Raw genomic sequence first — 24,163 nt, forward strand, 5'->3', positions numbered from 1 at the left:
CAAACAACAACAGTAACCCAGGATTCCGAAGCCATGCCCATTGACGAGCAGCAAGCAGTACCTGCTCCGAAAAAAAACGCAATCGGTTTTGGTGCACGCGCTTCATTCATCTACGGCAACTTCTGGGGATTCAAAAACCTGGACGATCTTGACGCCCCGTCTGGTTTCGGCGGCGATTTCGGCGTTACCGCCCGATTCACCATCACAAAAGGACTTTTGTTCACTCCGGAAATCGGTTTCCGCCTCCTTTATCTTGAACACGGAGACGATGATTACTACACCAGAAACTTCGACATGACATTCCTTGATTTCGTATTCTACGTACGAGGAGAAATCACCAAAACATTCTACCTTGAAGTCGGTCCGCAAATTTCCATTAACACCAGTGGCGATTACTCCATTGAAAACGAAAGCGGAGCATACGATAATTTTGAAAACATCGAACAAAGTGCGGTTGAACTGGGCATCAACATTGGCCTCGGTTATCATATTTTAGACAACTTAGCTATCGGTTTCCGCTGGTACATGGGATTCAACGAAGTATTCCCCGATGTAAAATATTTTGACGAACTCAACGCAGACGATTTCGAAGGTTCTAAGCCCAAGCGCAGCGTCAAATGTTCTTTCTCCAACTTGAAAGGCGCCCATACGATGATGTTCAAGTTTGGCGTTACCTATTGGTTCATTTAATCCAAAGAAGTTAAACATGAATTCGCTCCAGTCTTTAGATTTGCAACCAATTCTTTCGACCGAAGGCATGCGCAATCTCGATGCGGCATCGAAAAAATTTTTAGCACAAAAGATTACGAGCGAACCTTCTGAAAAAGACGTTATCCAAAGCGGATACACGTTAATGCAAGAGGCTGGACTTGCGCTTTTCAAGTTTGTACAAAAAAGTATCGCTGAAGGCGCCGCAAACCATCATGCAAAACCCATCGCAATTTTCATCGGTGGCGGAAACAATGGCGGTGATGGACTTGTACTAGCCAAGCATCTTTTGCAAGCTAGAATTGAAAGCATCGTCTTTAGCCTTACGTCAGAAAGCAAATTCAAAAACGAAGCCAAGTTAGCGCTTGACGATTTTTTGCAAGCGGGCGGCTCTCTTTTTGCTTTCAAGAAAATCACCGAAGATTCCAAGCAAGCTTCGCTCCTTTTGCACGACGGATTCATGCTCGTCGTCGATTGCATGCTCGGAAACGGAGCCAAAGGCGAACTCCGCTCAGAATTCGCAACAGCGGTACAAATCATTAACGAAAGCGGACTTCCCGTCATCGCCGCAGATGCACCTACCGGTTACGATTCCAGCGCACACGTTTGCAACAAAGTTTGCACACACGCAAATGAAACAATGTTGTTCGGATTTCCGCGGTTGGATGCCTACGCAAAAGAAGGCGGTCCCGTATTCGGGAATGTGACTGTAGCCCCTCTTCAATATCCGGCCGAGCTTGTTGCGCAATTTGACGAAAAAAACTATCTAGCCGACGAGTCGCTTATTCCACAACTTTTGCCCAAACGAAACGAATGGGGCGACAAGCGGAACCAAGGAACCGTCCTGATTATCGCAGGCTCCAAGGATATGCCAGGTGCAGCAGCGCTTTGTACTGAATCGGCACTCCGCAGTGGCGCTGGGCTTGTCACGCTCGCAACGACCGAGGCAATTACGCCGATCATCCAGGCAAAGCTTTCGGAACCGGTTTTCTGTAGTCTTGATGATAGAGCAAACGGTGCGGGTTCCGAGAATTGCGGGTCTTTGCAACCACAACACATTTCAACGTTATTGGATCGCGCAAAACACGCAAGTGCAGTCGCCATCGGGCCCGGACTTTCAACAAACACCGGCACTGTCCAAGCCGTTATTAAATTGCTCCCGCAGTTGAACGCGCCGACGGTCATCGATGCCGACGCACTTAACGCCATCGCAACATTGAACAAGAACACTGCAAAGGGCGCGACAAACGACAGCGCCGCAATCCGCTATTTGCGCGAGATACAGGCGCCAGCAATTTTAACGCCGCATGTAAGGGAATTTGCACGACTTTTCGGCACGCTCCCAGAAAACAGTCGTGACATCCCGAACTATTTGAGAAGCATCGCCACAAGCACAAACAAAGTCATTTTGCTAAAAGGCGCACCGACCTTCGTTACTGTTCCCGACGGTCGCGTATTCGTGATTCCGGCTCGCAACTCAGGACTTGCCAAAGGCGGCTCCGGCGACGTGCTCACGGGAATTATCACAGCGCTACTCGCACAAGGTTTGCCGACTGCAGAAGCCGCCGTACTCGGAGCCCTGTTGCATCAAAAAGCAGGCCAAATCACCCGTACAAAAATGGGAGCATTCTCCATGCTCCCAAGCGACGTCATCGCAGCACTCCCGCAGGCGTTCTCTTAAACCATCTCGGCCACGAGTTTGTCCAGTGCCGCTTCAGATTCAGCGTTGAGTCTCGACTTCACCGTCACTACCGTTTCGGCTAGCGTCACGTTCTTGAGCGTAGCGAGGATTTCGGTCATCTTCTTTGCGGCCATAGGCGCCCACGAGCCATTTTCAATAATACCTACCTTGCGGTTACTGTAATTTTTCGCCTTCAGGTGATTGAGGAAATTTTCCATCGCTGGGAATAGGCCCGCATCGTAAGTTGTTGCAGCCACCACCATACGGTCGTAACGGAAGGCGTCTTCGATAACTTCGGCCATGTCACTGCGGGCAAGGTCAGAAAGCACCACCTTCTCGACACCGGCTGCTTTAAGCTTTTCGCCGAGCAGTTCCGCGGCCTTCTTGGTACCGCCATAAACCGAGGCAAATGCCACGAGCACACCTTTGTCTTCGGGAGCGTAGCTACTCCAAATGTTGTACTTATCGATATAGTAGCCGAGATTTTCGGTGAGCACAGGACCATGCAACGGGCAAATCGTCTTGATGTCGAGCGCGGCAGCCTTCTTGAGAACCGCCTGCACCTGGTTGCCGTACTTGCCCACGATATTGAAGTAGTAGCGGCGAGCTTCGCACGCCCAGTCGTCCGGGTCAGCATCGTACACGCCGAACTTGCCGAATGCATCAGCCGCGAATAGCACCTTTTCACTTTGTTCGTAACTAAACAGCACTTCGGGCCAGTGCACCATCGGGGCGGTAATAAACTGCAACGTATGCGTACCGAGCGAAAGCGTATCGCCTTCCTTCACAGTCTGCTTCTTGACCGATTCAGGGAGCGCCATGAACTGCGGTAAAATTGTAAAAGCCTTTGCAGAAGCCACAAGAGTTGCATCTGGGAACTTTGCAACAAAGTCAGCAATACCACCGGCATGGTCCGGTTCCAAGTGATGAATCACCAGGTAATCCGGCTTGCGGCCAGCGAGAGCCGTCTCCAGATTGGCAAACCAATCGTCAACTTTGTGCGCATCGACCGTATCCATCACGGCAATTTTTTCATCTACAATCAAATACGAATTATACGCCATGCCCTCAGGCACCACATACTGGCCTTCGAATAAATCCAAATCGCGGTCATCGACACCGATGTACTTGATGTTATCGCTAAAGTTCTTCATGACAATTCCTTTTTTGTGGGAAATATACATAAATCACGCAACGAAGTCCCCAAACAAATTCGAAGTCTGTTTGCATTTTTTCAACACAAAAGTTACATCAAAGCCAATATCAAGGCAAAAGAAAAACGCTTCATATCGTTATTTTAACCGGAAATGCGTTTTTGGAGGTGAAATCCGTAATTTTACGCCGTTTTCACCGCCCCTTTTGCAATTTCAGCGTTTTTAGCCGGCCAGTTCTTTAATACTTGCAAGCACCGCTGAGCTCGCCCCTTACAAGCACTTTTCTCCTACAATTTCCTTCCTACTTCCTACTTCCTACTTCCTACTTATTTCTACATTCCCTTTCATGGCAGAAAAGACTTTACTACTTCTTGATTCATTCGCACTCGCGTTCCGCATGTTCTACGCTTACAGCCAGAACCCGCTCGTCAACAGCAAGGGCGAAGAAGTTTCCATGATGCACGGCTACTGGGGCGCAGTCCTCCGCATTTTGGCTAAACACAAGCCCACACATTTTGCGATTGCCCGCGATGTCGCGCATACAAAGACTTTCCGCCACGAACTTTACCCAGACTACAAGGCCAATCGCGGCCCCATGCCCGAAGAAATGGCAGCGCAAATGCCGCTCCTCTGCGAATCGATGGAAGCTAGCGGCATCCCACTTTTGTCGGAACCCGGCTACGAAGCTGACGACGTGATGGCAAGCGCCGCCGAAGCCGCCGTCAACGCCGGTTTTGACCACGTTGTCATCATCAGTAAAGACAAGGACATGTCGCAAATCGTGACCGATAAAATCCACCTTTTCCATTTGGAAAAAGGCGCCGACGGCATCGATTTTGGACCGCAGCAAGTCCTCGAAAAATACGGCATTCCTCCTGAAAAAATTCGCGACTACCTCGCCCTCATGGGCGACTCGAGCGATAATGTTCCGGGCGTTCCGAAAGTCGGCCCCAAAACCGCCATCCAGCTGCTGACTGAATATGGTGACATGGACAACATTTACGCAAACCTCGACAACATCAAAAAGAAAGGTTTGCACGACAACCTCGCGAATAACAAGGAACAAGCGTTCCTCAGCCGCGAACTCGTGACGTTACAGACAAAGCGTGCCTACCACGGCAATCTCGACGCGCTAGAGTTCTGCGGCATCCACAGCGATACGCTCGAAAGCATTTTCAGAGAACACGAAATCAACAGCCTGATTCGCTTGCTAGAAAACGTTCCGAGCAAAACAGGATTTGTGCGCAACGACGGCTCTGACGACTCAGCGACGGGGGCCGAGAACAACAAGGTTGGTGAGCCAGCCGAACCACCCGCCGACCTCCCGCCCACTTACATCTGCGTCGATAGCGATGATGTTTTCGAACAGATGAAAAAGGAATTTGACGCAGCAACCGAAATCGGCATTGATACAGAAACAGACGGACTCGACCCGATGCAATGCAGCATTGTCGGACTTTGCCTCGCCGCTGCTGCAAAAGACGGAAGCGTTCCCAAGGGCTACTATATTCCGCTCAGGCACACCGACGACATTGGGTTCCCGTACCCTGCCGGCAAGGGCGGCAACTTCGATTTCAACACCACCAAGAAGTGGTTTATCGATTTCTGGAACGATTCTTGCACACTCCCCGATGGTGAATCCAAGCAGCCCGACAGTGCAAAGCGTTCACTTGTTTTCCATAATGCCAAATTCGACTTGCACGTTCTCGCCCGCACGTTCGGACTCACGCAAAAGCAAATCGATTCCGCGAACATCGTCGATACGCTCATCGCCGCGTGGATGCTCTCGCCCGGCCAAACCGGGCTCGGCCTCGACAATCAGGTGATGCAGCTTTTGCAGCACGAAATGATTCCGATTGAAAACCTCATCGGACGCGGCAAGAACCAAATCACGTTCAACCGCACACCCATCAAGGACGCGACCGAATACGGTGCCGAAGACGCCGTGTATACGCTCCGCTTGTGGAAACCGCTCCGCGCCAAGTTGCAAAAATACGACTACGAAAAGTACTTCTTCAGCCAAGAAATGCCGCTCCTCAAGGTGCTTTACCAGATGGAAGGCGTTGGCGCATTCGTCGACACCAAGATTCTCAAGAAGCTCGAAACCGATTTGCAGCACCGTATCGAAAAGCTCGAAAAAGAAATCTGCGACATGGCGGGTTGCGAATTCAACATCGGCTCGCCCAAGCAGCTCGGCGAAGTGCTCTTTGATACGCTCGGACTCCCCGAAATCAAAAAGCGCAGCACCGACGCCGCAGTCCTTGAAGAACTCAGCTTCCGCAGTGCACACCCCATTGTCTTTGCGGTCATCGAATACCGCGAACTCAAGAAGATGCAGAGCACCTACGTTTCCGTGCTCCCGACGCTCGTGAATCCGGATACCAAGCGCATCCACACGAGCTTTATCCAGTGGGGTACAGCAACAGGCCGCCTCTCCAGCCGCGACCCGAACTTGCAAAACATCCCCGTCCGTAGCGATCTCGGCAAGCAGATCCGTGCCGCATTCGTTCCGCAGAACCCGAACAATGTGATTCTCGCGGTGGACTACTCGCAGATTGAACTCCGCATGCTCGCACACCTGAGCGGAGACGAAGCGCTCATCGAAAGCTACAAGGAAGGCATCGACATCCACGCCCGCACGGCAGCCGCCATCAACCGCGTAAGCCTCGAAGACGTGACCGCCGACATGCGCCGCGACGCGAAGGTCGTGAATTTTGGCGTGCTCTACGGCATGACCGCCTTCCGCCTCTCCCGCGATCTGAAAATTCCGATGGCACAGGCCAAGAGCTTCATCGACGGCTACTTCGAAATGTACCAGGGCGTACAAAAGTTCATCGACGACACCAAGGCCGCCGCCCACCGCGACGGCTACGTCGAAACGCTCTCCGGACGCCGCCGCTACATCGCAGGCATCGACAGTTCCGACCGCATGGAATCGCAAATGGCTGAACGCATGGCCGTGAACACCCCCGTGCAGGGCAGCGCTGCCGACCTCATCAAGATTGCCATGATCCGTATCCAAAAGCGCATCAACGATGAGAACCTCCCGCTCCGCATGATGCTCCAGGTGCATGACGAACTGGTTTTCGAATGCCCGCGCGATCAAGTCGAAACGCTCTCGCAGATGGTCAAATCCGAGATGGAAGGAGCCATGGAACTTAAAGTTCCACTCGTCGCGAGCGTCGGCTTCGGCAAAAATTGGCTCGAAGCACACTAATGTTCTCAAAAAAAGTTCTCAAACAGACGTGATTTAGACCACGTTTGTTCTTACAAACATGTTATTTATTTCTATGTAAATAATTTTTCAGTTGCGTTTGCAACCTTTTTCATATATATTAGAATCCATACAACGGGTGTATTCTTACGTGTATGAGAAAAGGGATGTTTGAGATCGGGCTAACGTGCTCCATAATGTTCTCAAAAAATTTCTAAAATCGCTAAAATCTCACAAAATAAGGCACCCAATCACAAGTCTCAACAAGGAGTCTTAGACATGAGATTGAATACCTTCGGCATCGCATGCAGCTCGCTTCTCATGGCAGCATCAGCATTCGCCGCCCTCCCCAAGGCAACCGCATTGGTCGAACCGATGGGCATGGGTTATAATATCGGCAACACCATGGAAGTGCCGGAAAATCCGACAGCATGGGGCAACCCGCTCCCGACCGCAGGCTACATCAAGGCCATCAAGGCAGCCGGTTTCAACACCGTGCGTATTCCTTGCGCTTGGTATTCCCATTCTGACGCTCTCGCCAAAGATATCGCCGCAAACGGCGGTACCGCAGACAACGGCGCATACACCCACGTAGGCAAGGCCGCCACATTCACCAATCCGACCATCGACGCCGCATGGCTCAAGCAGGTAAAGGACGTGGTGGACATGGTCATCGCCGAAGGCATGTACGTCGTTTTGAACTCCCACTGGGACGAAGGCTGGCTCGAAGACCGCGTCTACGAAGGCACCGCCAATCCGCGTAGCGGTTCCGGCGACATCGCCAACAGCTCCGCAACGACAAAGGCCCGTCAGGCCGCTTTCTGGTCTCAGATTGCTTCTTACTTCAAAGACTACGACGAACATCTCCTTTTTGCAGGTGCCAACGAACCGGGCGTGAACGACCCGTGGGGCGCAAGCGGTCAGTGGGCATTCGACGACTCCCGTATGCAGATTTTGAAGGGCTACTACGACGCTTTCATCACTTCCGTTCGCAGCGCAGGCGGCAACAACGACACCCGTACCTTGATTGTGCAGGCTCCGCGTACCGAAATGGACAACGCCCCGATGCTCAGCAAAAACTGGCCTACCGACCCGGCTGGCGATGGCTACATGATGGCCGAAGTCCACTATTATCCGTACCAGTACTCCCTCATGACCGCCGACGAAGATTGGGGCAAGCAGTATTATTACTACACCGGACTTTCCAGCACGAATGACAAGGAACACAACATGGGCTGGAACGTTTACAGCAAGAGCATCGACAACTCCGCTCTCGGTACTCCGAACCAAATTGCAAAGGCTTTTGGCGAACTCAAGACGATGTTCTGCGACAAGGGCATTCCTGTAATTATCGGTGAACTCGGCGCCATCAAGCGCACCGGTCAAATTACCGACGCTGCAAACCTCAAGCTCCACTTGCAGGGCCGCGCACTCTTCTATGGTGAAGTCGCCAAGAATGCAAAAGCAAACGGCATTATTCCTTACGTTTGGGATACCGGTGCAGAAGACGATGGCAATATGACCATCATCACCCGCCAGAAGGGCACCTACTCTATTCTCGACCCGGATGTTTTGAACGCCTTGCAGAAGGCTTACGGCCAGGAAGGCAATAACAAGAGCAACCTTGACAGTCTCGTAAACGAAAACGAAGTTCCTGAAACTGCAGACGGCAAGGGCGTTCTCGTCACCTACACGAGCAAGACCGCCGACTCCAGCGAAACCGGCACGCTCCGTATCAATCTTCCCAATGCAAGCAAGGACCTCTCCAAGTATGTCGGTCTCGAAATTCGCATGAAGGGCGAAGTCGCAACTGCAGGCCCCTGCACCAACGCAGCAAAGGATTGCGGCGAATACGGCTGGACTTCCATGGACCTCTTCATGATGACCGGTAGCGCATGGGCATGGTTCGACGCTAGCGTTTTGGAACAGGCCGACCAGCAACTTGACGCCACCACGTTCCAGACATTCCAGATCAAGTGGACAGACTTCCGCACCGAACCCACGGGCCTCAACTCTGTTAACGCAATTGGCCTCAACCTCTACGGCACGCAGGTTTCCGGTACCATCACGATTGACTACATCAAGGGCATCAAGGCTGACGGCTCTACCGAAATCATCGATGACTTCGACAAGAAGCCCTCCACCGAAGGCACCGCTTCTAGCAAGATCGTCGCCATCTCCGGTTCCGGCTCCTCCGCCATCAAGCCTGTCGCCGCCAAGGCAACCGGTCTCCGCTTGAACGTTGTCCAAGGCTCCGTCACTGCAATGTTCAACGCCAACAGGGCTACTCGCGGTACGGCCATGCTCATGAACTCCATGGGCCAGGTCATCGCTCAAAAGAACTTCAACGCCCACGTCGGTGCAAACGAAGTCCAGTTGAGCACAAATGCACGCGGTGCTGCAGTCCTCATCGTCAAGATGGGCAGCCAGAAGAGCGTACAGCAAGTCCGCCTCCGCTAACTTAAAGCCCCTTGCATGTTGGAGTGTTTACAGCAAGGGAATAACAGAGAGACCTATCTCCTGTTGTTTAGGGGAAAGGGCCCGGCAATCGCCGAGCCCTTTTTTCTTTTCCTCCTAACAATTTTCCGCTTTCTATTTTCCGTTTTCTATTTGCGATTCGTTCCAATCGACATAATATTGAACTCATACACCCCAGGTGCAGACTGCATCTTGAAATTCACCTTCGCCAATTGCCTGGATGCCAACACACCAGCGCTATCCAGCCATCCAGAAGTTTTTAACCAATCCTGGTCTACATTAGGTGAAGATTTCGCCCACGAAGGCAATTCAAAATCACTCCATTCAAAGCATTTTTTGTTAAAGCTTGCAGACTTCGAAAGAGGCGCTGCCGGCAAAGCGAAGCCAAGCAAAAAGCTTAACGAATCACCTACATCCAGTTCAAGATTAAGCGGAATAGTCGACGTATAGCTAACGCAAATTCCACCCCAATTCGAAACATCAATAGGGATAGATTTGCCCGCCCCATATTCATCAATCGCCAACGAAAATCCAATAACCACATACGGCTGGTAAGACAACGTTCCCTCATCCAAGACAGCCGTTCCGCAGACACCTCCGCAATGATCAATCAACGGTTCAATTGCACCTTCATTAAAGTCATCGCCAAAATTCACCGGCCAATACACATCGGACTTGCCCCCATCAATGGTATCAGTAGCCAAGAACCAGACCCCATATTTTACGTCATCCCTACGCGATTCAACAAAGCTTCCGACATCAACATCTACAGTATACCCGTTCCACAAATCTCCATCGCCCGAAGGAAGCGTGCAACACGGGAAGAACGAAGAACTGCTCGAGTTGCTAACCGATGATGAAGACAAATTCATACAGCTATCGACGCGGTCCAAAAGGACCTGTTTTCTGGCAAGTGCATTTTCTTCAACAATATCATCATATCGCAATTTCACAGACGCAAATTCCGGAGAATAGCGGAACGAGCCATCGGCGCATTGCATTATCTTGGGCTGCGCATTGTCACAAGGCAGATTCTTCGTCGTGATGAGAGGCATTTCCAATGTAGAGCGCATCCACATTGCATTGACGCATGTATTTTCCGCCAGCACACTTTGGCCCCAGATACCCCTAGCCTCGTCAACCGCATTCAAATGCCCTAAACGGGTACCTTCATAGGCAGCATTGGAATCCGCATAATTGCACGCGCAGAAACGTTCAACAACAGTCGGAGTAAGGCAGGATTCATCAACTACCGGGAGGTTTTCACCATCCAACGCTCTTCGACCGTTCGCAGTAGCAAAGCGCCCGAATCGAACAATCTTAAAAGACAAAGTTGACTTGTCGTAATAGCCGTTTATCTTAAAGTGGACTCCAACCAAATGCTTTACCGCATTTTCAACGCTAACGGCAAGTTCACCATCACGCATAACGTTCTTAGCATAATTCGCAAAATCGGTCCACGCAAAGCATTCTTCACGATAACCCGAGTCATTCAATTTTTCATTGACCGTAGTTCTATTCAATATTACTCTGTAAATTTCGTCACCTAACAAAGCATTGACAGAATCGCTAAAATCAAGAGACATCGTGATTAAGCCGTTTGACGCATAGCCCACGCAAAAACCGCCTAGTCCACTAGCGTCAACTTCATCAAATCGCCCAGATGCGTTTTTACCCGCCATGCCAAAAGCGATATCAACGGACGCAGGCTTTTCCACACTCATAAATTCATAGTCAAAACCATTTACGCCATCAATCGCATTAAAGCGAGCCTTGCCGCAAATAGAACCACCGCAAAGTTCAATCACATCGCTCATGGCCAAAGAATCGTAATCTTGCCGAGCTGTACCCACCCACAAAACACTCGGGATCAGGACTTCGTTAGTATCCAGCGTCCAATACCAAATACCAGACGTATTCGTTCCGTTATCAAAACCGGTATGGACGCGGTTTCCGGATTCCGGATTCCACATTTCAGCAAACCAGTCGCACCCGGCAGGCGCACTTTCCATTTCAGACACGCGACACAGTCTTGGCAGACCATCGTTCGGGAAAAATTCGCTACTTGACGAATAACTCGACGAGCTCAACGCAACCGTATTCGGCTCCACCGATGTCCCGGAAACACTATCATCCGAACAGGCGGCCGCCCAAAACGCTAGCGCCACAGCACCGCACACCGCATAAAGTTTATTCTCCATTTTACGCCTCCTCTTTTTTCACAATTTCCTTTGACAGCGGAAACAGCTGTAAATTCAACCTGTAAACTTGCGTGATATCGCTACATTCATTTGCAATTTCAGTAATCTTTTTGCGGCACTCGTCAAGCACCGCGACAATTTTTTCGTACGCCTCACGATTCACGCCCATCGTAATTCCCGTAACGTTTCGCACGTCCGGCGCAAAGCGGTTCAGAGAATCTACCGCCAAATTTCCCATGGCACGATGCATGGAGCGGATGGCAAGCGGCAATCCTTCCTTGGAGCCTTCCACAGACTTTTCAGTTTGTTCGTAAACATTCTCGCGGACTTGTTTCAAGAATCCAGCACGTTCCAGGAACGAGAGCGACTTGCGGACATCTAGCGCCGAAACATCTTGCGCACAGGCTTTTGCAATATCGCCCGGCATCGCTCCCGGCATCAAAGGCGCCAACTCTCGCACCACCGGATTTTTCCAGGTATCGTAATATTCAAATGCATCTTTATCTACAATGCGAACCTTATGAGACAAAGCCATTAAATTCATTTGTTCCAAGAACTTTTTCTTTTGTTCGTCATTCTTGGCATTACCAAACAGCACCATCGTTTCAAAATATTCAACCTCGTAACCCACAAGCCCAATTGCCTGGGCCACACGCCCCATGGTCACCTTGCTCAATTTCGTCTTGCCCTCGCAAACCATCTTGAGGTACGACGGCGAGACAAAACCCGCAATTTTGGCAAACTCGCGCCACGAGAACGCAGAAGTTCTCTTGCGTTCTTCATAGTAGTCGCTCAAAAAAGCGTGGTAGTCTTGATATTCAACAATCGGCTTCATACTTATAAATATACCTATCCGGACATTTCCACGTCAATATTTTATAGTACAATTTCTTTAAAATTCTTTATTTTTACGCAATTTTATTTAATACAAAAACGCAATTTTATACCATATAGTACACACTGTACTGTATACGAAAATCGCCGCAGTTTTACCCGCAGCGACTTTTAAAATGTTACGAGATGCGCCCGCGCAGTAGCGAGCAGGAATCACGAATTACCAAATCTTGTCGAACTTCTTCTTGTTCTTTTCTTCGTCCTTCTTTTCCTGAACAATGGCGTCGATGACGGCAGCAACGGTCAAGTTAAAGATATCGTGGACAGAAGCGTCGGAGTCGGTGAAGTGAACCGGCTTGTTCAAGCCCATCTGAACAGGACCGATGGATTCGCCAACACCCATTTCCAAGAGCATCTTGCAAGTGGTATTTGCAGAAGAGAGGCACGGGAAGATAAGCGTGTTCACGGTCTGACCCTTGATCTTGTTGAACGGATACTTCGTATCGCGAAGATCCTTGTCAAGAGCCACGTTTACCTGCATTTCGCCATCGAGAACGTAATCCGGATACTGTTCGTGAATCGTCTTCACGGCTTCGCGGACCTTGTTCACTGTGCCACGTGCAGCTTCCTTGTCACTTCCGAAGTTTGCGTAGCTAAGCATAGCCATCACCGGTTCGTGAGCGAAGAAGCGGACAGCGTCGTGCGTGAGCTTCACGATATCGACGAGCGTTTCGGCATCCGGGTCGCGGTTCACAAGCGTATCGGCCAAGAAGAACGTACCCTTCTTAGTGCTGAGGATATGCATAGCGCCAAAGTGCTTGTATTCCGGACGGATACCGATAATTTCCTTAGCGAGTTCAATCGTTTCGGAATACTTGGAATAGCCACCGGAAATGAGCGCATCGGCATCGCCGACCTTCACCATCATCATACCGAAGTGGTTCGGTTCAAACATATCGTCGCGGGCTTCTTCGAAGGTCACGCCATTGCGGCCGTTTTCTTCGGCGTAGATAGCGGCGTAGTTGCGGCGGCGTTCGAATTCTTCCGGAGAACGCGGGTTCACAATCTTGATGCCCGTGAGGTCGAGCTGTTCGCGCTGGGCAATCATCTGGATGCGTTCCGGGTTGCCAAGCATAATCGGGTGTGCAACGCCTTCGGCCTGAGCCTGGACAGCGGCCTTGAGCATGTTGAGGTTGCTTTCGGCAAACACGACGCGCTTCGGGTTGCTGCGAGCGGTATCGCTGAACTGACGGATGAGCTTGTTGTCATAACCCATCATATCGCGGAGGCGATCGTAGTAAGCGTCCCAATCGGTAATCGGTTTGCGGGCCACGCCACTTTCAATAGCAGCCTTGGCAACAGCGATAGAAACTTCCGTGAGAAGGCGCGGATCGAGCGGCTTCGGAATCAAGTATTCCTTGCCGAACGTGAAACGCTGTGAGTTGTATGCAATGTTCACCACATCCGGAACCGGCTTGTGAGCGAGAGCGGCAATCGCGCGGACAGCAGCGTGCTTCATGTGTTCGTTAATCGTCGTTGCACGCACGTCGAGTGCGCCACGGAAGATGTACGGAAAACCGATAACGTTGTTCACCTGGTTCGGATAGTCGCTACGGCCCGTTGCAAAGATGAGGTCGCCACGGCTTGCCATAGCTTCTTCGTAGCTGATTTCCGGAGTCGGATTTGCAAGAGCAAAGACAATCGGCTGGTCAGCCATGCTGCGGACCATTTCGCGAGTGAGGATGTTACCCTTGGAGAGGCCGACGAACACGTCTGCGCCCTTCATGGCATCTTCGAGCGTTTCGATGTCGGTGCGTTCCGTTGCAAAGAAAGCCTTCGCTTCGGTGAGGCCCTTACGGTCCTTGCGGATAACGCCCTTGCTATCGCACATCACAAGATTTTCTTTCTTGAGACCGAGAGACAAGTAGAGGCGCGTGCAAGCGCAAGCGGCAGCGCCAGCGCCGTTCACGACCATCTTCACGTTACGAATGCTCTTGCCTGCAACTTCGATTGCGTTCAAGAGGCCTGCAGAAGAAATGATAGCCGTACCGTGCTGGTCATCGTGCATCACCGGAATATCGAGTTCAGCCTTGAGCGTGTCTTCGATTTCAAAGCATTCCGGAGCCTTAATGTCTTCGAGGTTGATACCGCCAAACGTCGGGGCAATGCCCTTCACAATTTCGATAAACTTCTTCGGATCCTTTTCGTTGATTTCGATGTCGAACACGTCAATGCCCGCATAAATCTTGAAAAGCAAGGCCTTGCCTTCCATCACCGGCTTACCAGCGAGTGCGCCAATATCGCCAAGACCAAGCACAGCCGTACCGTTACTGATCACAGCGACGAGGTTACCCTTGCCCGTGTATTCGTAAGCGAGGTTCTGGTCTTTTTCGATTTCAAGACACGGTGAAGCCACGCCCGGCGTGTATGCAAGGCCCAAGTCCGTCTGTGTGCTGTGCGGCTTGGTAGGCACGATTTCGATCTTGCCTGGCTTGCCCATGGAATGGTATTGGAGAGCCATTTCCTTTAAGTCTTTTCCCATTTCGTTCTCCTGTGAATCATAACTTTTTTCAAGCGCAAATTTAGAAAAATTTACACAACAATAAAAGGGTGCCAAAAATGTGTTTTTTGTTACATTTTTACCCAAATTTGCTATAGTTAAGCCGCAAATAAGACTTTTAGCTCCCATACGACGCGCGTATTACAAAAAATGAAACAAAACATCAAACAGACAGTCCTCGAAAACGGAATTACCATCTTAACAGATTACATGCCGCACGCCTATTCTGCAGCCGTCGGCGTCTGGGTCCCGCGTGGGAGTCGCCACGAAGCAAGCGATGAATTCGGGCTCAGCCATTTTTACGAGCACCTCGTTTTCAAGGGAACAGAGAACCGCACCGCACTCGAAATCGCCCACGCCATCGAAGACCGCGGCGGGAATCTCGAAGCGTACACGACCCGCCAAGAAACAGGCTTTTACGCGCAAGTTGAAAGCAGCGACATGCCGCTTGCCATTGACGTGATTTCGGACATGCTCATGCACCCGCGCTTTGACAAGAAAGAAATGGAAAAGGAGCGCCACGTCATCATTGAAGAAGTCCACAGCTATGACGACATTCCCGAAGAACTCGTAGGTGACATCTTTAACGCCATTCATTTCAAGGGCTGCGGCATCGCGCATTCCATCACCGGAAACGTGAAGCAAGTCCAGTCCCTCACGCGCAAGCAAATGCTCAAGTACGGGAATCAAGTCACCGACGAAATTCCGCTTTACGTTTGCGCCTCGGGCAAAGTCAAGCACGAAGAGCTCGTAGAACTTTGTGCTAAAAAATTTGAACAAAAAAAGATTAACGGAACAACACCCGAAGATATCTACACACCAAATCAAGGTATCAAGATTGTACAGAAAAGCGACATCACACAATCGAACCTTTTCTGGGGTTTGAGTTTCGACCGTTCGCTGATGAGCGACCGCGACCGTTGTGCATTCTCGCTTTTCAACGTTGCGATGGGTGCCGGCATGGCATCGCGCCTGTTCCAGAAAATCCGCGAAGACAAAGGGCTTGCCTACTCCGTGTACTCTACAGCCGACCTTTACAAGGACTGCGTAGACTGGGGCGTTGCACTTGCCACTGAGCCGCACCAGCTCAAGACCGCACTCGCGCTTTCCATCGCCGAAGTCAAGAAATTTTTGCGCCACGGGTTCATCAAAGACGAATTCGAACGCACCAAGACGAACATCCTCGGCGGGCTCCACCTCGGCGCCGACAGTCCCGAAAAGCGCGTGCTGCGCATGGCGGAACAGACGCTCCACCTCGGAGAGTTCCACACGATGGAAGACGTCGAAAAGAAAATCCGCGCCATCACCGAAGACGAAGTCCTCGCAACCGTCAACCGTTTGCTCAACACGGCAAAATATTCCATCGCCGTCGTCGAACCCAAAAGCAAAAAGAAGACCGTCCTCGACGTAGACTTTTTCTAAAAACAAATTGTCACGACTGCCGACGATTCTCATGTCCGCCTGAACCGTTTGTCATGCCCGCCACTGTGCGGGCATCTCCTCTTTTTAGCATAAAAAGCGTTCAAATTTCAGACTCATGCATATAAATCGGACAAAAAACCGATTTTATATGCTCATTTTTGCATTTCATTACTTTGTTTCAAGAATTTAATGCATATAAAAATCGAAAAGCATCGCATTTTATATGCACCAAAGCCAATACAGCGAGCCAACAGCACAATAATTTGTATACAACCAACTTAAAAATGCATATAAAAAAAACGATAAATCTAAAATTTATATGCACGTACGCACAAAATCGACCATCAAAAACCATTTTGTGTAAAATCAAATACAAAAAGCGCCCCGCCTTTTCGGGCGGAGCGCAATTTCTCGCGTTTTTGCTAAGTCAGGACTTAAGCAGCCTTCACGATTTCGACGACCTTGGCAAATGCTGCCGGATCGGCGACGGCCAAGTCAGCGAGAACCTTGCGGTTCATGTTGATGTTAGCCTTGGAAAGCTTGTAAATGAACTGGCTATAGCTGATGCCGAATTCACGAACAGCAGCGTTCAAGCGAGTGATCCACAGAGAGCGGAAATCACCCTTCTTGTCGCGGCGGTGTGCATAGGCATACTGACCAGCGTGGGCAACGGCGTCAATAGCAAGGCGAAGGTTCGACTTGCGGCGGCCATAGTAACCCTTGGCGGCCTTGAGGATTTTTTTGCGGCGTTCGCGGGAAGGAACTCTAGTTTTTGCGCGTGGCATTCTTACTCTCCTTATGCTACGACAAGCAGACGCTTGACATGATAGGTATCGACTTTCTTAACGAGAGCGCCCTTACGAAGGTTGCGCTTACGCTTAGTGTTCATCTTAGCTTGAATGTGGCGCATACCAGCGCGCTTGAACTTGACATGGCCGGAACCAGTCACGCGGAAGCGCTTCTTAGCACCGCTGTGAGTTTTCATCTTAGGCATTTTTACCTCGTAGGTTAATAGTTAAGCCTCACCTGCTGCCTTTGGCTCGGTTACGGGCTTCGGTGCCTGGTCTTGTTTTTTACCGGCACCACGTTTTGGACCGTAGATAGAAAGCATTGTGTTGCCTTCCACCCGCGAATCCATTTCCAAATCGCCAAACGGAGCCAAGTCTTCCTTGGCGCGTTCCATAAGGCGCTTGCCGTAGTCCATGTGCGCCATTTCGCGTCCACGGAACTGCATGATAAGCTTCACCTTCATACCGTCCTGCAAGAACTCGCCAGCCTGCTTGATGCGGTACTGGTAGTCGTTCTCGGCAGTCTTCGGGTGCATCTTGATTTCCTTGAGCTTCACCACGTGCTGCTTGGCCTTTGCAGCCTTAGCCTTCTTCAGTTGTTCGAACTTGTACTTGCCGTAGTTGATGATGCGGCAGACAGGCGGCTTAGCGTTCGGGGAGACTTCCACAAGGTCCAGTCCGGCGTCTTTCGCCATCTGCAATGCCTTGCTCGTCTCGATAATGACAGCTTCGCCATCTTCTTTCACGAGACGAATCGGAGAGATATGGATATCTTCGTTGATACGAGTCCCATCACTGGGACGGTTGGGCATGCGACGATCGCGCGGATTAGGGAACAAGTATGCTACCTCTGATATGATTGTTTGTTAATGCGAGCGTAAATTTAGAATTTTTTTCATATTTTTCCAACAACTTTTTTAAGAACCCCTTTAAAAAGCGCAATATTTTTGTATAATTGTCCATGCTCGCGGCGGTAGCTCAATGGTAGAGCCTTAGCCTTCCAAGCTAATGGTTGCCGGTTCGATCCCGGTCCGCCGCTCTTAGACCTCCCTTTGGGAGGTCTTTTTTGCTTTAATCAAGGCTTCTCTTGAACGGCTAATTACCTTTAAGAACTTCCAGCACGCCCCTATTCCGTGGAGTCTTTGCTTTTACGGGTTCTCTAACCCCGTCTCGATTATCATTCTCGAACATTACAGCTCTGGGAGTTCTCTTTTCAGAACTAACGACACAGGAGCATCTTTGATGCTTCTTCACTTCTTCTTGAGATGGCATTTTAAGCCACACCACATCATACATGTCTTGGGATAATTTTGTCAAATCCCCGAAGTTTGCACCAACTTTGCCTGACACAGCAAAGGAAAAATACGAGAAGCCCGCATTCTTTGCCATCTGCACTAAAGGTCTATAGGAACGGATTTTGCGGAGAAAATCATCTCTATCTTGTTCCGATTCCACAACAATTAAGATATCATTTGTGTCATGGCGGTCTTCTGCAGTTTTGCGAAGCTCAATCAAATTCCAGGCAACTTCATCAAGAGCAGACAGCGGCGCAATAACGCCGTCTTTCCCGTGATATTTAAAATTTTTCTTCGGCGGAGGATTCTTTCCGCCCTCGCCACTTCCCACGGCCTTGTACATCTTACCCTTTCTATCAACGATTACATGGTCGAGTTCGCCATTCTTTTCGGAATACAGCGCCCACATAATGCGGCCCGGGTCATCTTCGCTTTCGCGATGGAGCGTCACATAACGAGTTCCATGTTGGTCGGACAACGTTGTATAGAAAACGTTTGGAGAAAAGCCACCTTTGGCACCGATGACCATAAAATCTTTTGCAATCATTACTGATAGATCAAGGGTATGGCAGTCCGCCCAACAAAGTGTCGAACAAACCATGACCAACGCCATTAGGACTTTTGAAAATTTTCGCAACACCATCAAGAGCACACTTTCGTCGTTCTGTCGTTGCCGCCACCGTCCCTGCAAGTAGCCTTCGCCGCACTATAAGCCATTTCCACGCCGACTTCAGATTCCATATTGTACATGGAATAAGTCTTGGTATCGATTGAACCATGAGTGTCCTTGATGGTCACAATCAGGTCTCGGCCATCAGCCTTGTAGGTGTATTCGGCATCGCCACCGAATGCGTCACTACGCACAAAGTGCCAAGTGCTTACGTCGGACTTGACCATAGTATCGCAAGCCGGCAGCTCAACGCAAGTTTTAGCAACACCCTCAGTTTCTAGCGACGGCGAAGGTTCATCCGCCTGCGTGGCAGAATTACCATCATCGCAAGCTACAAAGACCAACGACAAAGCAGCAAGTAAATTAACAAAACGAATGTAATTCATAAAAACAATTCCCTAAAAAATTATTCGCTAAACGTGAACGGAATCGTAACAGTACAATTTGAATAATCCCCAGCATCAAATTTCCACTGCAAGATATCATCCAGCACAGCCTTTTCAAATTCAGGGAAATTCATAGTTGTACCGACAATTTCTCCCGTTTCCACATTGCCATCCGGGAGTATTTTAAACTTCACCGTAATCTTGCCACCAAAGCCCGGTTTTGTCCGCAAGAAATTATTGTACAAAGGTTTCAAACGGTTCGGGGTATTTGCCTTGACAACCTCCATAATCTTTTGGGCGGAACGGCCCTTAGCAGCCGAGGTTGAATCACGCTTATCTTTATATTGACCAGCACTTTCTTTGGCCGGGGCATCTGAATTAGGCACGGTAGTAACAGCCTTTGGCGCACAAGCCACAAGCATAGCAGCAATGATAAAAAATCCTATCCATTTCATAAATTTCATACCTTTATACGAAATATAATAAAAGCTTATTATTGCATTGGAACCTATCGGTCCCCCGGCTCGGTAGTTCGACAAAAGGTCACTGAGCCAGCCGAAGTGCACCAACCTTAGCCCGACTTCACACCCCACACTCCCTAACCACCAACCACTGCTTACTAACCACTGTTTACCAATCACTCCCTCATAGCATAAAAATAGACTTTAAACTTTCCGGGAACTTTTTAAATTTGAGGGGTAGAAAAAGAGGATTTCATGTTTTTTGAACAAGCCATCGCACATAACCTTCCGAATTACACGAAGGAATCGGATTCCGCTTACGGCGAGACTCTTGCTCCGCTCGATTACAAGGACGAGCTCAAAGTCAAGAACGAAGCCATCCGCGAATTTTGGGAAGTGAACCGCCTCGCCCGCGGTCCGCAGCCGATTGTTGCAAGCCCCATGCCGCGCAATTACCGCACAACGTCCAAGCGCCAAGTCGAAATGAAGCCGGGCGACCTCCGTTTTAACGAATACGATAGCATTTTGGAGCCCGAAGAACACAACGCCATTTATCGCTTGCTGTTTGACAAGCTCATCACGCCGGCCTACAAGCCGCTCGCCTATGCGCTCAACTGGCTCATCATCCGTGGCACGTACAAGTACCGCATCGTGATTTTCAACGTGAAAAAGCTCGATGCAAGTATCGTGCGCAAGCTCAAGCAGATTTCCGAAGTTTTGCAGCAGAGCCCGTACCACGTGACCGCTGCCCATGCCTACGTGGACCCCACAGGTTCCAACTACTACCTCGAAGCAAAGCGCCCGACTGACACACTCAACTTCAAGCAGCTTTACGGCCCGCGCGAACTTTCGCTCGACCTCGGCCATTTCAGGCTCAAGTACCCGGTGACGGGATTCAGCCAGATTAACGAAAGCCAGATTCACAACCTCATCAAGTCCGCAAGCCGTTTGCTCGGTCTCGAAAAGGGCGACCATTTCCTAGATCTTTACTGCGGTTACGGTCTCTTTAGCTTTGCGCTCGGCGAAGCCGCAAAGTCCGTTCTCGGTGTGGAATGGGAAGGCCCGTCCATCGATTGCGCCAAGGCTTCTGCAAGATTCTTGAAGAAGAACTACAAGTTCATCGCCGGCAAGATTGACGAGACGTTTGTGCAAATGAGACTTCCGCGACCGATTCCTGGCGAACCGGAGCGCATTCTGCTTGACCCGCCGCGCAAGGGAACCGAACCGGGCGTCATCCGAGCTCTCGCGATGCGCAAGCCAGTGCGCGTGCTCCACATTTTCTGTGGCACCGACGAAATCCCAGCAGCTCTCGCCGAATGGGAACGTTACGGCTACCGCGTCAAGGAAGTGCTGCCGATGGACCTGTTCCCCGGCACGCCGCACCTCGAAACGCTCGTCGCACTAGAAAAGAAGTAATTGGTCAATAGTCATTAGTTATTGGCTTCATATTCGCGACTTCGTCGCCATACTTTAGACCATTGACTACTGACTAACAACTAGCAACTTACTTCAGCGTTTTCAAGAAGGCGTCAAGCCTTGCACTGAACTGAGCCGCCCCAAGATAGCTCACATGGTTTGTATTAGCTGCCATCTCGCCTGAATAGTCGTGATGGCCATCTTTATATTCATCAAAAATGGGAATCTCCATTTCCTTAACCGCGTCAATAATCTTGTGCGCATCATCCCAGCTCGGGCCATACGGGTCAAAAGCCTCAGTATCCTTGTAGCCAGGGTTGCGTGGCGGAATTGCGGCAACCAACTGAATGCCCTTGGATTCTACAAACAACTTCAAAGCCTCAATATATTCCAAACTTATCTGCAAAAACGGAGATTCAAATTTCAGTATAGAAAGATCCACATTCACAACAGGAACGCCCCATTCTCCAGCAGGCAAGAGGAACGTACCTTCAATATACTGCTGTCCCAGCAAGACTTGCGGAAACTGTTGGTCCTGACTAAGTTGCGCGATATCTTTTTTCGTTGATTCGGACAAATATCTCATGTCATAGCAGATACCCGGTGAACTTTCAAGAACCGGCCCAGTCATATCGCTATAAGCCCTGAAAAAGAACCCAGGAGAAAGTTCTATCACGAGGAACTTTATCTTAGGAGCGTATGGTACAACATAATTCCGAATTAAGTAGTCAAACAGGTAGAGATCTGACAAGCTCACACCCATATTAATTGCCTTATAGGACTTAATAGAATCTTCTATCACGGCGTTCAAAAGCATCGAACTTCCGAAAGTGGCTACTTCAATCTTATCGCATTGACTCCAGAACGACTTGAGTCTCATACCCAGTTCCACATTTGCAAATGGGAACAGGCTTTTTGCTTTGTTGTCATAATAGGCGCCAGCGCTATCCACATTCACAGTAGGCTTCGGATGGTCCTCACCATCTTGCCAAACCCACAGGCACGGGTGCCAAAGTTCCTCGCCTTCCACAAGCGGCACGACATCACCATTTTCCAGATTCACAAGAGCAAGCAAGCGGTGCGTTCCATTGTAATCCGTAAGGCTTGTGACAATCAAGTTGCTTGGTTCACCGCTTAACATGCCCACCGCCCATTCGGTATGGTCAAACGTATATTTTGCAGGAGACGCCACCGTGCGCACCAAGTGTCCCGTGCTATCCGCCACGAGAATTCGTTCGTGAACACCATAATTCACGCCCACAAAATCACGCCCACGCGTGCCGCCAAAATCAAGGAACAGCGTACGTTTCGTACCATCCTTCGACAATGACGCATTGCAGGCCTGCTCCCCATTGTACCAAATCACATCCGTACCCGTAAGCACGTCTGTCAAATGCGCACGCAGCAACGTCGAAGAAGAAATTCCAAAACTATTGTCGTTTACAACACCGCCATGGTAAGCGCCATCAAAAAGCTTTTGCGGAGTTCCAAACTTGCCATTTTCAAATTTGACCTGCCATGTACTTTCCTCTATAAAATCTTCGTCCTTGTTATTCTTGGCAGACGAAACATACACAATCACCGTATCGCCATCCGGATTCACTCGCCAGCGCGGGATTGCAGCATTTTCCACAGGCAACTTCACCAGATTGCTCCCAGATTCATTTAAATCGCGAACGAAGACAGTGGATTCTTTTCGAACGCCTTCCATTGACGTACAAAACGCCACGCGCTTGCCATCTGGAGAAACATCAGGATGGTAGGAATCTATTTTGTCTTCAATTTCTACAATTTTCGCGTTTTTTGCAAAATCCACATAGACAAGATTCCCGCTCAAATCATTTCGGAATACAAGCTTAGCACGATAGGAATCCGTCATTCGGCGCATTTCCGCGCCATCAACCAGTGGCGTAATCGGAGTAGACACGACGCTACCGTCATCTGTAAACCACACAGCATCCGGAATCGAACCGCTTACAAGGCGAAACCCGATGTAATCCCCTTTTGTTGAACTCAATATTGGGTAAGTATCCCCTCTACTGAACAAGAACATCGCCGAAGGCGAACTCAAATAGCTCCCGCCCTTCACCACGCACGAGCCAATAGCATCTCCATCGACCGAGCCTACAAAATTTTGGACAACTGTATCCTTAAAAGATGTATAGCGGTCGTTCACGAATTCAAGCATGTTGCCAGCCAAATCGCAAAAGTCATTTTTCGATTCACCAAAAGAACAAACTTTATGAACAACATTTTTAGAATTTAATCCATTCCAGCTTTGCGTTGGATCCCAATTTATGGACGCAGCAAAAATCCATTCCGCCTCTGTAGGCAATCTAAAGCCATTCGCCTGCGGATTAAATTTGAAACCATCCATCTTGACACAATGTTTTTCCGAATCAAAATCAACAGAAGTATATTCATAAGAAGAATCAAGACCATTTTCGTTGCTTAAGGCGTTTGCATACAAAACAGCATCATAAAAAGTCACATTTGCAGCAGGCATGGAGTCTTGCGAACATGTCACTTTTACTCCAGACACTTTACGCATAACATCGTTGAACCGTTTACAAATAACTTCGTGACGGTCCATATAATAGTCATAAGAAAATTCAACCTCCATCTTCGGGCGTTCAAGCATTTTCGCCGATGTTTCATTTGTCCCAAGCGAAGTCTTTTTCCCCATGGCCTGAACATAGAGCATTCCCTCAAATGTCCCATTATCTATAATCGGAGCTATAGCTTTCCCCCTATCGGAATGGTCTCCATCCGAACAAGAAACGCTCCCCATAGCTGCTAATAAGAGCAGCAATACAAAATGTTGTATTTTATACATATTATTAATATACTAATTTTAATTGTATCAATAAAATAGCATCCCGTTCCCACAGGAAT

17 protein-coding genes and 1 tRNA gene are annotated in these 24,163 nt (G+C 49.6%); 7 read left to right on the top strand and 11 right to left on the bottom strand.

What is annotated here, in order from left to right; genetic code table 11:
* Together B3A20_RS02865 and B3A20_RS02870 are read left to right on the top strand one after the other, a co-directional pair.
* Positions 1–690: porin family protein (locus B3A20_RS02865; RefSeq protein ID WP_290761618.1), on the top strand; the 690-nt coding region annotated here is incomplete at its 5' end.
* Between the two features lie 16 nt (positions 691–706).
* Entirely contained in the window at positions 707–2,389 is a 1,683-nt protein-coding gene (locus tag B3A20_RS02870; protein WP_290761620.1) for an NAD(P)H-hydrate dehydratase, read from the top strand.
* Here B3A20_RS02870 and B3A20_RS02875 read toward each other — a convergent pair.
* Positions 2,386–3,543, bottom strand: coding sequence for an FprA family A-type flavoprotein (locus B3A20_RS02875; RefSeq protein WP_290761622.1), 1,158 nt, complete (start codon positions 3,541–3,543; stop codon positions 2,386–2,388). The genes B3A20_RS02870 and B3A20_RS02875 overlap by 4 nt on opposite strands.
* Positions 3,544–3,889: 346 nt before the next feature.
* Here B3A20_RS02875 and polA point away from each other — a divergent pair, with 346 nt between their 5' ends.
* Positions 3,890–6,760, top strand: coding sequence for a DNA polymerase I (polA, locus tag B3A20_RS02880; RefSeq protein ID WP_290761624.1), 2,871 nt, complete (start codon positions 3,890–3,892; stop codon positions 6,758–6,760).
* A 276-nt stretch (positions 6,761–7,036) separates the two neighbouring features.
* Positions 7,037–9,217, top strand: a complete 2,181-nt coding sequence (locus tag B3A20_RS02885; protein WP_290761627.1) for a glycoside hydrolase family 5 protein — start codon at positions 7,037–7,039, stop codon at positions 9,215–9,217.
* 146 nt (positions 9,218–9,363) lie between these two features.
* Here the strand turns inward: B3A20_RS02885 and B3A20_RS02890 are convergent, their stop codons facing one another.
* From B3A20_RS02890 to B3A20_RS02900, 3 genes are all read right to left on the bottom strand, one after another.
* Positions 9,364–11,436 carry a hypothetical protein gene (locus B3A20_RS02890; protein WP_290761628.1) on the bottom strand — a complete coding sequence of 691 codons (2,073 nt, stop codon included), beginning with the start codon at positions 11,434–11,436 and terminating at the stop codon, positions 9,364–9,366.
* A gap of 1 nt (position 11,437) precedes the next feature.
* Positions 11,438–12,271, bottom strand: coding sequence for a TIGR02147 family protein (locus B3A20_RS02895; protein WP_290761630.1), 834 nt, complete (start codon positions 12,269–12,271; stop codon positions 11,438–11,440).
* Between the two features lie 219 nt (positions 12,272–12,490).
* Positions 12,491–14,812, bottom strand: a complete 2,322-nt coding sequence (locus B3A20_RS02900) for an NADP-dependent malic enzyme (RefSeq protein WP_290761632.1) — start codon at positions 14,810–14,812, stop codon at positions 12,491–12,493.
* A gap of 168 nt (positions 14,813–14,980) precedes the next feature.
* Here B3A20_RS02900 and B3A20_RS02905 point away from each other — a divergent pair, with 168 nt between their 5' ends.
* The gene (locus B3A20_RS02905) at positions 14,981–16,252 is read left to right on the top strand and encodes a M16 family metallopeptidase (protein WP_290761634.1); all 1,272 of its coding nucleotides are present in this window, start codon (positions 14,981–14,983) and stop codon (positions 16,250–16,252) included.
* Positions 16,253–16,686: 434 nt separating this feature from the next.
* Here B3A20_RS02905 and rplT read toward each other — a convergent pair whose 3' ends face one another.
* Genes rplT through infC form a run of 3 tightly spaced genes read right to left on the bottom strand, consistent with a single transcriptional unit; the run spans position 16,687 to position 17,852 of the window.
* Positions 16,687–17,037 carry a 50S ribosomal protein L20 gene (gene rplT / locus B3A20_RS02910; protein ID WP_014545552.1) on the bottom strand — a complete coding sequence of 117 codons (351 nt, stop codon included), beginning with the start codon at positions 17,035–17,037 and terminating at the stop codon, positions 16,687–16,689.
* Between the two features lie 11 nt (positions 17,038–17,048).
* Positions 17,049–17,246, bottom strand: coding sequence for a 50S ribosomal protein L35 (gene rpmI, locus B3A20_RS02915; RefSeq protein ID WP_014545553.1), 198 nt, complete (start codon positions 17,244–17,246; stop codon positions 17,049–17,051).
* Between the two features lie 21 nt (positions 17,247–17,267).
* Positions 17,268–17,852: a translation initiation factor IF-3 gene (infC, locus tag B3A20_RS02920; RefSeq protein ID WP_073443414.1), complete on the bottom strand. Its 585-nt coding sequence runs from the start codon at positions 17,850–17,852 to the stop codon at positions 17,268–17,270.
* Positions 17,853–18,007: 155 nt separating this feature from the next.
* Here infC and B3A20_RS02925 point away from each other — a divergent pair.
* Positions 18,008–18,079, top strand: a tRNA-Gly gene (locus B3A20_RS02925).
* 56 nt (positions 18,080–18,135) lie between these two features.
* Here B3A20_RS02925 and B3A20_RS02930 read toward each other — a convergent pair.
* The 3 genes from B3A20_RS02930 to B3A20_RS02940 form a co-directional block, all read right to left on the bottom strand.
* Positions 18,136–18,882, bottom strand: a complete 747-nt coding sequence (locus B3A20_RS02930) for a hypothetical protein (RefSeq protein ID WP_290761641.1) — start codon at positions 18,880–18,882, stop codon at positions 18,136–18,138.
* A gap of 95 nt (positions 18,883–18,977) precedes the next feature.
* Positions 18,978–19,391, bottom strand: a complete 414-nt coding sequence (locus tag B3A20_RS02935; RefSeq protein WP_290761643.1) for a hypothetical protein — start codon at positions 19,389–19,391, stop codon at positions 18,978–18,980.
* 20 nt (positions 19,392–19,411) lie between these two features.
* The gene (locus B3A20_RS02940) at positions 19,412–19,855 is read right to left on the bottom strand and encodes a TonB family protein (RefSeq protein WP_290761645.1); all 444 of its coding nucleotides are present in this window, start codon (positions 19,853–19,855) and stop codon (positions 19,412–19,414) included.
* A gap of 252 nt (positions 19,856–20,107) precedes the next feature.
* Here B3A20_RS02940 and B3A20_RS02945 point away from each other — a divergent pair, with 252 nt between their 5' ends.
* Positions 20,108–21,268, top strand: coding sequence for a class I SAM-dependent RNA methyltransferase (locus tag B3A20_RS02945; RefSeq protein ID WP_014545559.1), 1,161 nt, complete (start codon positions 20,108–20,110; stop codon positions 21,266–21,268).
* Positions 21,269–21,356: 88 nt separating this feature from the next.
* On the opposite strand, the gene B3A20_RS02950 is transcribed toward B3A20_RS02945, so the two are convergent.
* Positions 21,357–24,104, bottom strand: a complete 2,748-nt coding sequence (locus tag B3A20_RS02950; protein ID WP_290761648.1) for a TIGR02171 family lipoprotein — start codon at positions 24,102–24,104, stop codon at positions 21,357–21,359.
* Positions 24,105–24,163 lie beyond the last annotated feature (59 nt).

Source organism: Fibrobacter sp. UBA4297, assembly GCF_002394865.1.
Taxonomy (GTDB): Bacteria; Fibrobacterota; Fibrobacteria; order Fibrobacterales; family Fibrobacteraceae; genus Fibrobacter.